The sequence below is a fragment of the Streptomyces sp. ActVer genome (assembly GCF_027270795.1).
Classification (GTDB): Bacteria; Actinomycetota; Actinomycetes; order Streptomycetales; family Streptomycetaceae; genus Streptomyces; species Streptomyces umbrinus_A.
Genome location: NZ_JAPWHT010000255.1, coordinates 1 through 14,663 on the forward strand (window position 1 = coordinate 1; position 14,663 = coordinate 14,663).

A 14,663-nucleotide genomic window follows, 5' to 3' on the forward strand; every position below is an offset into this window, starting at 1 on the left:
CAGGACCGGCGGGGCGCCTCGCCCTCGCCGCGCAGGACGCGGGCGAGCAGCCGATGGGTTTCTCGCCGGTCCAGGGCCGACGCGGTCTCGTAGGCGGCGATACGGGTCCAGGGGTCCCGGAACACGACTCCGGCGGACGTCGGATGGGCGAACCCGGCGGCCTCGGCCTCGTCGAGGGGCCCGGTGTCCAGCCGGGCCGCGGTCACCGCGCGCTGGAAGGCGTGGGTGGCGAGCGGGTACTGGTCGGCGGCGGCGATCAGCAGGAGCCGCCGGGTGTCCGGCGGGAGGGTCCTGATCTCGCGCCGCTGGGACCGCAGCAGACCGGGGGCCACGGCGACGGGCTCGGCCGGAAGCGGTTCCAGACCGGCCAGTTGATGCTCGCTCAGGGCGGCGGCGAGTTCCACGGCCGCGCGCGGATCGCCGTGCACGGCACGCAGCACCCGGACCCGGACGCCTTCGGACATCGGGGTTCGCGGGTGCGTTCGCGGCGCGCCGCCCGGTTGTTCCGGGGCGTTCATCAGGGGCGGTGGCGAATGCTGCGGGAGAGGCGGGGGGTTCACCGAGGTCACCACACCTCTCACGTTACTGGCGAGTTAAGTGGTGCGTAAAGACCGGCGATTTCACCGATGCGGCGCGCGTAGACCCCACCTGACACTCCTGACGAACCCACCCGCATCAGGAGGCACCATGACCCGCCGCACACGCACTGCCGGCACGGTCTTCGCAGCGGTCCTCGCGTCGCTGCTTCTGTCCCTGTCCCTGCCCGCGTCCACGGCGAACGCCGCCGCCCGCAATCCCGTCGTCTTCGTGCACGGTCTGAGCAGTTCGTCGAGCAGCTGGGACGACTGGACCGCCGACTTCAAGGCCGACGGCTACACCAGCTCCGAGTTGTTCGCCTGGTCCTACGACTGGGGCAAGTCGAACGTCACGACCGCCCAGCAGCTGTCCACCAAGATCCAGAGCGTGCTCTCCCAGACCGGCGCGTCCAAGGTCGACCTGGTCGTGCACTCGATGGGCGCCCTGAACTCCCGCTACTACCTCAAGAACCTCGGCGGGACCGCGTACGTCGACGACTTCGTCTCCACGGCCGGGACGAACCACGGGACCACGACCGCCGGCTGGTGCAGCTGGATCTACACGTCCTGCGCGGAGATGTACACCGGCAGTTCGTTCCTGACCTCGCTCAACTCGGGCGACGAGACACCGGGCAGCGTCTCCTACGCCAGCTACTGGTCGAACTGCGACGAGGCCCTGACCCCCGACACCACCGCGATCCTCAGCGGTGCCACGAACGTCGAGGTCGGGTGCGTCTCACACACCGACATGAACAACGACCAAGGCGTCTACGAGCAGGTGCGCGACTTCATCGCCTGACCCGCCCCTCGCGGCTCGTCCTGTGGTCCCCGCCCCGCCGGGGCCACAGGGCGACACCGCGCCCGCCGAACAGGACGACCCGCGAACGGGTGAGCGGGCCCGTCCCGGGGGACAATCGCGGTAGGCCCCGACCTTCAGGGGAGGTCCCTCATGCGACCGCGCGGCTCCAGCACCAGCAGGACGGGTCAGCCGGCCCCGTCCCCGGTTCACCACCCGCTGTTCGCCCGCTTCTACGCCAAGTGCAGCGTGGCGGCGGAGCCGACCATCGGCGTCCACCGCGAGGAGCTGCTCGCCGGGCTCTCCGGCCGGGTCATCGAGATCGGCGCGGGCAACGGACTGAACTTCGCCCACTATCCGAGCACGGTCTCGGAGGTCGTCGCCATCGAACCGGAGCGCCGCCTGCGGACGTTGGCGGTGACCGCGGCCCTGCGCTCCGACGTGCCGGTCGACGTGGTCCCGGGCGTCGCGGAGGCGCTCCCGGTCAAGAGCGAGGCCTTCGACGCGGCCGTCGTGAGTCTGGTCCTGTGCAGCGTACGAGACCTGCCGCGGGCCCTCACCGAGATCCGCCGCGTCCTGCGCCCGGGCGGTGAACTGCGGTTCTTCGAGCACGGGAGGGGCGGCGGCCGTGCGATGAACGCCGGTCAGCGTGCCCTGGACCGGGCGGTGTGGCCGCTGCTCTTCGGCGGCTGCCATGTGAGCCGTGACCCCGTGGGCGCGATCAGGGACGCGGGGTACGAACTGGGCCCTTACCGTCGGCTGTTGGTGCCCGCGAAGGGGCCGCGGATGCCGAGTTCGTACTGCGTGCTGGGGACCGCGCGCCGGCCCGCGGCCGAGAGCCCGCCCGATTCCTGAGGCCGGGACCGCCCGGCCTCAGGAAGCCGCATCGAGATCCCGGTCCCGGGTTCCGGCTCAGGAGTCCGAGGGGCTCACAGACTCCACTGGCGCAGTTCGCGTGCGATGTCGTCCACCGTGGCCTCGCCGGTCTTGACCAGGCGGGCCAGTTCGCGGACCTGCTCGGGCGAGGTGACGACCTTCAGGCCGCTGGCGACGAGGTAGGCGTACGCGACGGCCATGGCGAACATCGCGTTGGAGCGTTCGAGTGCCGGGACGTGCAGCAGGAGCTGGAGCAGCGCGGCGGCACGGGTGTGCGGGGTGTCGTAGACGGGGACGCCGAAGATCTCGGCCTCGTGGCGGCTGACGGCGGCGACGAGGGCGCCGAAGTCGGTGACCTGGGGGTCGCCCGGCGTCTTGTGCTCCGCGACCATGAGGAGCCAGGCGAGGTCGACTCTGATGTTCAGGGGTTCGTTCAAGGGCTCAGCGACGGCCTTCTCGCTCCGCGCCGAACTCCTCGACGAAGACGGACTCGTACTGCTTCATGAAGTCGGCGGCGGCCTCGACGAAGGTGTGGCCGGCTTCTCCGGTGTCCTGTCTGACCAGTTCCTCGATGTAGCGGTTGACGCTCATCCCGCGGGCCAGGGCGCGTTCGCGCGCGGCGCGGGCGGTGTCCTCGTCCACGCGCACGTTCAGCTGGGTCTTAGCCATACTTCGAAGCTAGCGCCGATGTGCTAGCAGTGGCAAGAGGGCCCGAAACGCCCCTCCCCTAAGGGTGCCCCTTACATGGATCCCAGGGTCACCGACCTGCGGCGGAGAACGACCGACACTTCGGGGGGATACCGAGTGTGCCGCGCATCACACTAGGCTCGCCCGCGGACACCGGAGTCCCACCTAGGAGGCGGCCTTGTCCACAGCAGCTGCGGAGCACGCCCTCGGGCGCACGGACGCCGAGGGGATCGCGGCCCGCGCCCGTGGCCTCACGAAGGCGTACGGATCGGGTGAGACGACCGTGCTCGCCCTCGACTCGGTCGACGTGGACATCGCGCGCGGGCGCTTCACCGCGGTCATGGGCCCCTCGGGCTCCGGCAAGTCCACGCTGATGCACTGCCTGGCGGGTCTTGACACCGTTTCGGCCGGACAGGTGTGGCTGGGAGACACCGAAATCACGGGATTGAAGGACCGCGAGCTGACCCAGCTGCGCCGCGACCGGATCGGCTTCATGTTCCAGTCGTTCAACCTGATCCCGACCCTGAACGCGGCCGAGAACATCACGCTGCCCATGGACATCGCGGGCAAGAAGGCCGACGAGAAGTGGCTTGACCAGGTCATCGACCAGCTCGGCCTGCGCGACCGGCTCAAGCACCGGCCGGCGCAGCTCTCCGGCGGGCAGCAGCAGCGCGTCGCCTGCGCCCGCGCCCTCGCCTCTCGCCCCGAGCTGATCTTCGCGGACGAGCCGACGGGCAACCTCGACTCACGGGCCGGACTCGAAGTGCCCGGCTTCCTGCGGGACGCGGTCGACGAGCTGGGCCAGACCGTCGTCATGGTCACGCACGATCCCGGCGCCGCCGCCCACGCCGACCTGGTGCTCTTCCTCGGGGACGGACGGATCGTGGACGAGATGGCGCGGCCCACGGCGGAAGCGGTACTGGAACGCATGAAGAGGTTCGACACCATTCGCGGGACGATCGAGGGTGACGGCGCCGCCGGCCAGGGCATCGCTCCCGACCAGGGCATCGCCCTCGACAAGGACTGAGGCAGGCTGTCGTGCTGAAGGCGACACTCCGGAGTTTCCTCGCGCACAAGGGCAGGCTGCTGCTCTCGGCGCTGGCCGTCGTCCTGTCCGTGGCGTTCGTCGCGGGCAGCCTGATCTTCTCGGACACGGTCACCCGCACCTTCGACCGGCTGTTCGCGTCCACGTCGGCCGACGTGACCGTGTCGCCGAAGGAGGATCTCGACTCGCAGATCCCCTCCGGCGCGATCGCGACCGTGCCCACGAGCCTCGTGGCCCGCATCGACAAGGTCGACGGGGTCACTCTCGCGCGTCCGGACGTGTCCGTCGAGAACATCACCGTCGTCGACAGCGACAACAAGTCGGTCGGCCCGACCACGGGCGCGCCCACCATCGCGGCCGACTGGTACGTCACCGAGCGCAGCCCCGTGGAGCTGACCTCGGGGCGCGCCCCGCGCGGCGCCGACGAGGCGCTCCTCGACGCGGACACCGCCGACAAGAAGAACGTCGGTATCGGTGACACGCTGACCGTCATCGCGCAGCCCGGGTCGTTCAAGGTGAAGGTCGTCGGCATCGCGACCTTCAAAACCACCAACCCGGGTGCCGCGCTGGTCTTCCTCGACCCGGCGGTCGCGCCGGCCGAACTGCTCGGCCGCACTGGCGTCGCCACCAGCATCCAGGTGGACGCGGCGGAAGGCGTGAGCGACGCACAGCTCAAGCAGCGCATCGCCGCCGAAATCGGCTCGGGCACCTACGAGTTGGAGACCGCCGACGAGCAGGCCGAGACCGCCGCCGCCCAACTGGGCGGATTCCTCGACGTGATCAAGTACGTGATGCTCGGCTTCGCCGGTATCGCCGTACTGGTCGGGGTCTTCCTGATCGTGAACACCTTCTCCATGCTGATCGCCCAACGCACGCGTGAGCTGGGGCTGTTGCGCGCGCTCGGCGCCGACCGGCGGCAGGTGCGCCGGTCCGTGCTCCTGGAGGCGACGTTGCTGGGCCTGGTCGGCTCGACGCTCGGCCTGGCCGCGGGCATCGGGCTCGCGATCGGGCTGATCGAGCTCATGGGCCTGTTCGGCATGAACCTCAAGACCGCCGAGATGGCCATCGGATGGGCGACACCCGTCGCGGCATACGTCGTCGGGGTGGGCGTCACCTTCGTCGCGGCGTATCTGCCGGCCCGTCGCGCGGCCGGTGTGTCGCCGATGGCCGCGCTGGCGGACGCCGAAATCGCCGGTGTGGGGCGGCCGTTGCGGGTGCGTGCCGTGGTCGGTCTGCTCGTCGGCGCGCTGGGCGCCGCCGCGCTCGTGGGATGCGTGACGTCCACGGAGACCGGGTCCGCCGCCTCCCTGCTGGGCCTCGGCGTCGTCCTCACCCTCGTCGCGACGGTCATCGCCGGGCCGTTGCTCGTCCGGCCGGTGATCCGCGTCCTCGGCGGTTTCTTCCCCGCCGTGTTCGGCTCGGTCGGCCGGATGAGCCAGCGCAACGCGCTGCGCAACCCGCGCCGCACCGGCGCCACCGCGGCCGCCCTGATGGTGGGCCTCGCGCTGGTCGGCGGCATGTCCGTGGCGAGCGCGTCCATGTCCAAGTCCTTCGACGACCAGATCGACAAGACGCTGGGCGCCGACTTCGTGGTGCAGAACGCCAACTTCCTGCCGTTCCCGCAGGAGATCACCGAGAAGGTGCAGGACGCGGAGGGCGCGGGACTTGTCGTACGGCAGCGGTTCACCCCGGTCGCCGTCCGGCTGCCGGACGCCAAGCGCGTCGAGACGACCGCGGCGGGCTACGAGTCGCAGCTCGACGAGGTCGCCCGCATCACGTACGCCGAGGGCGACACGGCCGACGCGCTCGCGGACGGGAACATCGCCATGGACGCGGGCTTCGCCAAGGACCACGACGTACGCCTCGGCAGCACGATCCCCGTCGAGTTCCCCGGTGGGCGGAAGGCCGAACTGAAGGTGGGGGCGCTGACCGACCAGGACGCCGCCGAGGGCTTCGGCACACAGGGCGGGCTGTTCTTCGGCTTCGGCACGATCGAGAAGTACGTGCCCGGCGGGCAGGACTCCGCGCTGTACGTGAACGCGGCCTCGGGCACCTCCGCGGACACCCTGCGCTCGAACCTCGACAAGACGCTGGACCCGTATCCGCAGGTGCAGGTACGCGACCTGGCCGACTACAAGAAGCTGATCCACGATCAGATCGCCGTGCTGCTCTACCTGGTGTACGCGCTGCTCGGCCTCGCGATCGTCATCGCAGTGCTCGGCGTGGTCAACACCCTTGCCCTGTCGGTCGTGGAGCGCACCCGGGAGATCGGACTGCTGCGTGCGATCGGGCTCGCCCGGCGGCAGTTGCGGCGGATGATCCGGCTGGAGTCGGTGGTGATCGCCGTGTTCGGCGCGGTCCTCGGGCTCGCGCTCGGACTCGTGTGGGGTGTGTGCGTGCAGCAGGTCCTCGCCCTGCAGGGGATGAAGGCGCTCGCGATCCCGTGGACGACTCTCGTCGCGGTCGTCGTGGGATCGGCCGTCGTGGGCATCGTGGCGGCGCTGCTGCCGGCGTTGCGTGCATCGCGCATGAATGTGCTGGCGGCCATCGCGCACGAGTGATTGACTCGCGGAGCGCGCTCCACGTGCACGGCGCGACGCACTCGGCGAGACGTACTCGGCGTACTCAAGTCCCGTACCGGTGAGGAGAGTTCATGGCCCGCCCGTTCCGCTTCGGCGTCAATCTGATGAGCCTCGCGCCCGCCGACGAATGGCGCGCGAAGTGCCGTCGGGCCGAGGAGCTCGGCTACGACGAGATCCTGGCCCCCGACCATCTCGGCATGCCCGCTCCGTTCCCGGCGCTGGTCGCCGCCGCCGAGGCGACCGAGCGGCCGCGCCTGGGCACGTTCGTACTCAACGCCGGTTTCTGCAACCCGGCGTTGCTGGCCCGCGAGGTGGCCACGACGGACGCGTTGACGGGCGGACGCCTGGAACTCGGGCTCGGCACCGGGTACGTACAGCGGAGCACGAGACGGCGGGCCTCCCCTGGGGTTCGCCAGGTGAGCGCGTGGACCATCTCCGGCGTACGGTCGAGGAGTTGGAGCGGCTGCTCGAATCCGAGGGCCTCCCCCACTCTCGGCTTCGCTCGAGCGGGGGGACCTCCATGCCACAGCCCGTGCAGCAACGCGTGCCGCTGTTGATCGGCGGCAACGGCGACCGGATGCTGCGGCTGACCGCCGAGCGCGCGGACATCGCGGCGTTCACCGCGGCGCGTACCCGGGACGGCGGTGCGCTGGAGCCGATCGCGGCGGAGGAACTCGACGAACGGGTCGCCCTGTACCGGAAGTTGGCGGCCGGGCGTGCCGAGCCGGCCGAGCTGAACCTGCTGATCCAGATCGTCACCGTCACCGACGACCCCGGTGCCGCGATCCAGCCGTGGCTGTCCCGCATCCCCCACCTGACCGAGCAGCAGGTCCTTGAGCTGCCGATCGTCCTCGTGGGGACCCTGGACGACATCGTCGAGCAAGTGCGGGCGCAGCGGGACCGGTTCGGGTTCTCGTATCTGACGGTTCTGGAGCCGAACATGGAGGTGTTCGCCCCGGTGGTCGCGCGGCTGCGCGAGGCCTAGGCCGAAGGGATCCGGCGGGACCTGTCGGGACCTGGCGGGCAGCACCCGGCAGTTCAGGATGCTCGATCGCCGGAAACTGTCAGTGGGTGCCTCTAATCTTTCGCGGAAGTCACAGTGGGGTGGGCCGATTCGGACCGCCGGCCGCGCTGTGCCGGTATCCGAACGGCGAAAGAGGCAGAGAAGACCAATGGGTTGGCTGACAGTGGGCGACACCTATGAGATCGCTCTGGTGGAAGGCCGGGTAGTGGCCCGGTCCTCGTCGGAGACGTCCCCGGCAGGGCAACTGAGAACGCTGCCGGGAGAGTTACGGGACCGCCCCGAAGTGATCGAGCTGCAGCGGTTCGCCGAGTGGCTGGACCGGCACGCGGCGGAGTGCGCGGCGCAGGTCGACAACTGGATGGTGTCCTCGCTGCCTGTGCCGACCGGCCTGCTGGCACGGGTCTGGCCCGACGAGGCGTGGCGGTCGGCACTGCGTGACCTGGTCGTGGTCGGCGAGGGCCCCGACGAGGTCGGTTTCCTGCGGGACGCCGACGACTCGGGTGAGCTTCGGGTGGTGAACCTGGACGGCGAGACCGTCCGCCTCTCCTCCCGTACGGTGACCATGCCCCACCCGGTCCTGCTCCCGGAGCTCGACGAACTCCGTGCGTTCGCGGCCGAGTTGGGCGTGGTGCAGGGCGTCGAACAGATCCACCGCGCCACCTGGCACCAGCCGGGTGACATCGACGGCGACGCCGAGACGGTCACCGAGTTCTCCGGCGCCGAGTACAGCTCGTGGTTCCACCTCTCCGCCCGTGCCGCTTCGCTCGGCTACAAGGTCACCGACGGCTGCGTCACCGGCCGGATCCGGGACGCCGGGCGGGTCTTCACCGCCTCGGTCGACATCGGCAACCCGTACTACGAGGAAGAGGGCCGGACCGGCGATCTGAGCTGGCGCCATGGACGGGACCCCCGGCTCCGGCTGTCCGAGGTGGGCCCCGTGGCGTGGTCCGAGGGCATGCGCATGGCCGCGGCCCTGCACGCCGGCCGCACCGTGGCCGCGGACCGCACCGCGTGAGCGACACGGCGGCACGGACGACGGCACGGACGGCGACACACCTCGGGACCACGGCCGTGGCCGGGGCACCTCACACGACAGAGACCGACGGGCGCACACGCGTGAGCAGGGCCCCGGGGACCGGCCGCACGGCCACGAAAGGCACGGAATCATGAACGACACGGTGGCCGAGGACGCGGTGGCCCGGGGCGAGGCGACGGCGGACGCGGAGGAACTCCTGCGAGCCGGCGCGGTACTGCCCCCGGGGACGACCGGGGGCGGCGACCGGGCCGTGCCCATGTTCACGCAGGCCTACCGGCATCCGGGCCTGGACGACCGGATCGTCGTACGGCTGGTCGCGGCCGAACAGGGAGAGGGCTTAGGCACCGGATTCCTCGGGCTCGAACCCGAGGGCGGGCCGACGGAGGTCGGTCTCGGACAGCCGCGGGCCCTGGGCTTCCCGGAATGGGTGCTGGTTCATCACCCCTCGGACGGCCACCTGGCCATGTCCCTGGTCGAGGAGATGAACAAAGTGGCGCGGACGGCGAAATCCAGACCGAAGAAGGCACGGGCCACCTACGAGTCGATCGGCGAACGGCTCGCGGGATCCGTTCCGCACTTCCTGCCGACCTTCTACGAGCAGGCGGGCCGGGTGTTCCTGGCCGCCGACGAGACGGCGTACGCGTCCCAGATGTTCGTCAACGCGCGCAAGGCCGAGACGGGGCACGCGCTGCCGTTCGACGAGGAGCGCATGGACGCGGTCTTCCTCGAGTTCACCCTGGCCGAGGCCGTGCCGACGAAGATCCTCTCCAGTTACGCCAAGGGGCTGTCGTCCCGGGTTCCGGCGGCTACGGCGTTCCGGCACGTTCGCGGACTCTTCGTGCGCCTGGCCGCGAACGGGCTGCCTCCGTCGAGTCCTGGCGCGGGTGATCTGCGCAGACTGGCGAAGGCGGCCGCAGGCAAGAACGCGCTCGCGAAGGAGATCGCCTATCTGCGCGAGATGCTGACGCTGCCCGGCACCGTCAAGGCACCGCCCGGCTGGTGGAAGACCCACCGGCCGGCCCTGCTGGAGCTGACCCGGCAGGAACCCGCCTTCCGCGGCACCCTGCTGGAGCTGATGCCCTCGGAGTGGGAGCGCGAAGAACTGCCCCAGTGGCTGGACCTGTTGGAGAAGTCCGGTGCCACCGCCGGGCTCTGCGACGCCACCCTGCCCGCCGAGGTGCGTCCCGCCGACGGTACGGCCGGATGGACCCGCAGATTCCTGGGGCTGTGGCGGGCCGACCACCGCCTCGCTCCGGCAGAGCTCTATCCACTGCTCGACCGCATGGCCGGCACGCTGCGCACCGAACTGGAGGCATCCGACGGCCTGTTGCCGCCTCCTGTCGGCGATGTGAACCTCCTCGACCAACTGCTGTCCCTGGGCATACCGGTGGCGGAGCCCGAGGAGCGTCACCGCCTCGCCCTGGTGGCGTGGGCAGCCTGTGAACACCGGCGCGATCTCCTCGCCCTGGAAGCCGACCACCGCTTCCACCGGGCGTTCCGGCTCGGCTGCCCCGAGGACGACCGGGCGGGCCACCCGCAGACCGTCGTCACCTTGGCCGGGTCCCCCGGTGGACGGCCGATGCTCGCCGAATGGGTGGGCGAGGTCAGCCGGGAGTACGTCACGGCGGAGCTGCCCGCGTTCGACGGGTGGCGCGGTGTTCTCCAGACGCTGAGCTGGTTGCCGGGAGAAGTGCTCGCGGTTGCCGAGAAGGCGGTTCGAGAGGCGCTGAGCACCGGCATGGCCCCCGCACTCGCCCGCGCGCTGCGGTCCGGACTCCTCGACGAACTGGGCTGGCCCGCCTGGGAAGAGGCGCTCGAAGCACACGAATCGGGGAATCTGCAGCGGGAGGTCCTCGTCACCGACGCCTGGCCGCACCTCATCGTCCTGGCCGGCATGCACCTCCGGGTGATCGGTTCGGAGGGCACGGCACTCGCGCACGAACTGTCCGTCCCCGACCAGGCGGCGCGCTACCGCAGGGGCGTCGACTATCACTACGTGGACGGCGAGTTGTTCGTCTGGTGGCGTCCGGTCGACGTGCACGGCAGGCAGGGCTACTGGCACCACACCCCCTCGCAGTGGGTGACGCTCGAGGACGCCGGCTACTCCCGCACCAGCACTGTGGACGGGCGTGACGGGCTGAACGGGAACATGGCCCCCGTCTCGCTCCCGCTTCCCGGTGGCGGCCGGACCACCGGTCACGGGGTTCTGCGCCGCGGGGACACGGTCGTTCCAGGGGCGCGGCAGGTGATCAGCGACGGCACGTCGTACTGGGTGTGGTCCATGGTGGGCACCGACTACAAGAACAAGACGTGGCACGCGTACGACCCGGTCGGCGACACGCTCGGCGAACCCGGACAGCCGGACTGGTTCGGCGAGGGCGTGCGCGACGCGCCGGAGGGAAGCACCTTCGAGGCGGGCTGGCTGCTGCCCGCCCCCTCCGTCACGCCGGGTCCGATGTGCGCCCCGGTGGACGGGGTGCTCGGCTGGCGGGTGGTGACGCTGCCCGACGGCTCGCGGCGGGGCGAGGACCTGGCCGGGCGCTCGGTCGTCGTACCGCCCGGCAGAGGCCGCAACCGCAGCCCGCGCTGGGTGCTGGAGTTCCCCGGCGCCGACCGGCCGCTGGCCGTGATCCAGGAGTACGACGGGATCAGGCTGCTCGACGGCAACGGCACGGTGATGGCCGAGATCCCCCGGGACCACACCGCCGGAACCTTCACCGCGGGAACCCCGCTCCTGCCGCCCCTGCGCTACTGGCACCTGCTCCGGCCCCGCGACCCGCAGGGCTCGGCGGCGCTCCGCCAGGTCGACGAGAACACCGCGGCGGCGCTTCTGGCGGCCCTTGTGACGGAGCGGCCCGAGGGCACGGAGGGCCAGGACGGTCCGGGGCTGGAGCGGGCCGGCGCGGACGGGCTGCCCGGGATCATCCGCAACCTGCTGCCACAGGTCGGTCACGAGGCGCTGCTCGCAGGCATCGCCGGGGTGGTGCGGTTCGCCGCCGAGCAGCAGTGCGTCCTCGACGCGGCGCGCACCCGGCTGGACACGGCGGTGACGGGCAGCGGCCCGGAGGAGCAACGGCCCGAACTCGGCGACGGCGTGCTCACCGCGGCGCTGCAGGGACTCGGCCTCAACGGCCGCAAGTACCTGGTGCAGGGCAGGGCGTACTACTACCACGATTCCTCCGGCAAGATCGTCCGGCTGCTGCGGCTGCTCGGGAAGGCACGGCGGGGCCTCAACGAACCGGCCCCGGCGGGCACTCCGCACCCCGCCCTGCCCGAGCAGGGTGCCTTGAGCGACATGGACTGGCTGACCCTGCCCACGCTGCCGTCCCTGTTGGCTCTGCGGTCCGGCTCGACGGCCACCACCGAGGATCACCGGAAGGTGCTGGATACCTTCCTCGCCGAACTGGACGCCCAGGACCTCGCGGTGCTGGACCCCGGCCACTGGCGCCTTGTCCGGCTGCGTCTGGACCGGAGTCTGTTCCGGGGGCCCGGCTCCCTGAGCAGCAATGTGGCGACGGTGCTGCAGTTGGACGGCGGCGCGTTCCTCGTCTTCCTCAACGAATGGAGCCGAAGCGACGCCGAAGGCGAGCTGTTCAGGGCGGTCTTCCATGATCCGGGCGGTCGATTCGAGGCACCCGCTCCGTACACTCTGTTGTCCGCCGAGCCCTTCGCCCCGGAGCCGGCCCGTGCGCCCGGCTGGTTCACGGCCTTCCGGTCCGAGCTCGCGGCACGTGGTCCGGCGCCCTGGTACCCGGCAGCCGCCGAGGAGTTCGCCCGGCTCACCGGAGTCACCCCGACCATGGCCCGGCTGACGATCGCCGGAGTACCGATGACCGACGACGCGCGCAGGCCCGTACCCGCCGAGACGCTCAAGGCCATCGGAGTGAAGTCGGCCGACGTGGCCGTGGCCAGAGAGGCCGTGGGGTGCCGGGACGCCGGTGTCTGGCAGGCCGTCATGGCGGCGCTGCTGCCCGCCGAGCCGTCCGCGCTGTGGACGGAGGGCCCGGACGTGGCCGCGGCGGCGGAGGTCTGGAACCAGCGGGTGGGCCGGCGGGCGCCCCTCTCCGAGGAGGTGCTCCACGACGCGGTCCGGACCGTGCAGACCACGTCGTGGTGGGCGCCGTCCGACGCGCTGCGCGGGTTCGTCGACGAGGCGGCCGAACCGCGGCTGAACCACGACCTGACCTGGACGACCAGAGGCCGCTACCTGGGCGCCGACGAGAACACGCCCGGCTTCGGCACGGGCACCCTCAACGGTTCGGTGGCCCTGGCCGCATGGCTCGCCCACCGCCTCCCGTCCGGCAATCCGATCCGCGCTGTCCTCCCCGGGGTGCTGACCGCGGTACGCGCCCGGCTGGCCCACCCGGGTCTGCTGATCAGCCTCGGCAGGGAGGTCGATCTGGAGGCCTTCCGCCGAGGTGCGGGGGACCCCGCGGAGACCGGCGACGGCTTCGTCCGTTACGGCGCGGTCGTGCTGAGCACCACGGTCCCCGACCCCGTCGCCGCCGTCCGCCCCGCGCTGCTGAACGCTGCCGGGAACGATCCCCACCTGTCGGCGGTGGTCCCCGGTGAACGGCCGACCGCCGAGGACGTCGCCCTCCGGCTGGTCCACGACCGGCGGTTCGCGGAGCTGCTCGCCGATCCCGGGGAGCCGGTGGCGGGCGAGCGCGACGCGGACGGTCTGTGGTGGCCGCAGGATCCCACCCGGTCCGTGCCCGACCTCGTCGGTGAGGTGGCGAAGCGGTACGGCATCGGTGAGGACGCCGCCGTCATCTATCTGATGCTGCTCGCCATGCCGGATCCCACCGACCACCACACCGCCCGCTGGACCGGCTGGGCGACACAGCGGGGTGGAACGGCCCGGCTCCGCGCCGCCCGCGCCGAGCTCGCCGCGACCGACCTCGTACTCGAAGGCAGCCGCACCCGAGCGGGACGCTCACTGTTCCTGCCCGGCGGCTGGACCCAGCTCGCGAAGCCGTACGTTCCGCTGGAGCGGTGGAAGGTTCCGATGTACGACCTGCTCCACGGCGAGGAGGCCGTCCTGGGCGTCGTCGTGCCCACCGGTCCCGTCGCCGATCTCTACCGGGCGGCCTGGAAACGGGTTCTGGACGGCGACGAGCCTCGCCTGGAGGAACTTGAGGTACCTCGGCCGCAAGCGCGAAGGGGGCGCCGCTGATCCCTGGTGCGGGGCGGGGTGGGAGCCCCGGAGGCCCCGAAGCCCCGGGGGCGCCGAGGCTCCCGGGGCGAGGTGGGGGCGGTAGTGGCAGCGCGTACGGGCGTCTCCGGCGGCGGGGTACGGCTCGGGGCGGGAGCGGTTCGGGTCAGGAGCGGCTCCGGTCGGGTCTCCCGCCCCGCCTCCACTCGGGTGTCCGGTGGGGTGTCCGGTGGGGGTCTTCGGCCAGGTACGGCTCCGGTCGTTTCGTCCGTCGGGTCGTGCACTCGTACACCGTGCTCCGTACGCCGTTCGGTGGCACGGCCGCTCGCGACGACGGTCCGAGCCGTACTCGCCGTCCCCCGCCGCGTCCTTCGGTCCCCTCTCCCCCGCCCGTCCGGCGGGGGAGCGCCCTCGTGGAGCATCCCGATGACCCGTTCCGGCACGACCACCCCACACCCACTCCCACCGGTCGCACCTGAGGTGTTCGCCTCCGCGGTGGAGAGTCTCACCACCCGGCTCCGCGGCAGACTGGACGCGGCCGTCGAGGCGCTGACGGCCGCACGCGTCAGCGCCGAGGACGGGACGTTCGCCGTCCGCTGCGGCGAGGATGCCCTGGTGACCCTGGCGCCGGACCCCTCCGGCACGGTCACCGACACCGAACAGGCCCATTGCACCTGCCTGTTGGCACCGCGCTGCCTGCATCGGGCGGCGGTGCTGGGTGCCTGCCCGATCGCCGGCACGGAACCTGCCCGGCCCGTGGTCATCGCCCCGTCCGTACTCTCCGGGCCCGGCACAGCAGCTGAACCCACCGGTGCTGTTCCGCCGGCCGAACCGGACTGTTCCGCCGAACCGGACCACCTCGCGGGCCCCGGCCCCGGCACCGGCCC

The 14,663-nt window shown here is 71.5% G+C and carries 9 protein-coding genes and 2 pseudogenes; 8 read left to right on the forward strand and 3 right to left on the reverse strand.

The window, feature by feature from the left end:
• Nucleotides 1-464: pseudogene (locus tag O3Q52_RS32980) on the reverse strand (LuxR family transcriptional regulator); the annotation flags it as partial.
• Nucleotides 465-687: 223 nt separating this feature from the next.
• Here O3Q52_RS32980 and O3Q52_RS32985 point away from each other — a divergent pair.
• Nucleotides 688-1,374, forward strand: a complete 687-nt coding sequence (locus O3Q52_RS32985; RefSeq protein ID WP_269652339.1) for a triacylglycerol lipase — start codon at nucleotides 688-690, stop codon at nucleotides 1,372-1,374.
• 150 nt (nucleotides 1,375-1,524) lie between these two features.
• A complete protein-coding gene (locus O3Q52_RS32990; RefSeq protein WP_269652340.1) occupies nucleotides 1,525-2,226 on the forward strand; it encodes a class I SAM-dependent methyltransferase in 702 nt (233 codons plus the stop codon).
• Nucleotides 2,227-2,300: 74 nt separating this feature from the next.
• Here O3Q52_RS32990 and O3Q52_RS32995 read toward each other — a convergent pair whose 3' ends face one another.
• Both O3Q52_RS32995 and O3Q52_RS33000 read right to left on the reverse strand, forming a co-directional pair.
• A complete protein-coding gene (locus O3Q52_RS32995; protein ID WP_055615904.1) occupies nucleotides 2,301-2,639 on the reverse strand; it encodes a hypothetical protein in 339 nt (112 codons plus the stop codon).
• 49 nt (nucleotides 2,640-2,688) lie between these two features.
• Nucleotides 2,689-2,916, reverse strand: a complete 228-nt coding sequence (locus O3Q52_RS33000; RefSeq protein WP_189843846.1) for an antitoxin — start codon at nucleotides 2,914-2,916, stop codon at nucleotides 2,689-2,691.
• Between the two features lie 196 nt (nucleotides 2,917-3,112).
• On the opposite strand from O3Q52_RS33000, the gene O3Q52_RS33005 reads away from it, so the two are divergent.
• The 6 genes and pseudogenes from O3Q52_RS33005 to O3Q52_RS33030 all read left to right on the forward strand — a co-directional run.
• Nucleotides 3,113-3,961, forward strand: a complete 849-nt coding sequence (locus O3Q52_RS33005) for an ABC transporter ATP-binding protein (RefSeq protein WP_269652341.1) — start codon at nucleotides 3,113-3,115, stop codon at nucleotides 3,959-3,961.
• Between the two features lie 11 nt (nucleotides 3,962-3,972).
• The gene (locus O3Q52_RS33010; RefSeq protein WP_269652342.1) at nucleotides 3,973-6,540 is read left to right on the forward strand and encodes an ABC transporter permease; all 2,568 of its coding nucleotides are present in this window, start codon (nucleotides 3,973-3,975) and stop codon (nucleotides 6,538-6,540) included.
• Between the two features lie 92 nt (nucleotides 6,541-6,632).
• A pseudogene (locus tag O3Q52_RS33015) lies at nucleotides 6,633-7,546 on the forward strand (LLM class F420-dependent oxidoreductase).
• A 187-nt stretch (nucleotides 7,547-7,733) separates the two neighbouring features.
• On the forward strand, nucleotides 7,734-8,600 hold the full coding sequence (locus O3Q52_RS33020) for a DUF4132 domain-containing protein (RefSeq protein WP_269652343.1): 867 nt from the start codon (nucleotides 7,734-7,736) through the stop codon (nucleotides 8,598-8,600).
• 151 nt (nucleotides 8,601-8,751) lie between these two features.
• Nucleotides 8,752-13,797 carry a DNA-binding protein gene (locus tag O3Q52_RS33025; protein WP_269652344.1) on the forward strand — a complete coding sequence of 1,682 codons (5,046 nt, stop codon included), beginning with the start codon at nucleotides 8,752-8,754 and terminating at the stop codon, nucleotides 13,795-13,797.
• 405 nt (nucleotides 13,798-14,202) lie between these two features.
• On the forward strand, nucleotides 14,203-14,663 hold a 461-nt coding region (locus tag O3Q52_RS33030), incomplete at its 3' end, for an SWIM zinc finger family protein (RefSeq protein WP_269652345.1).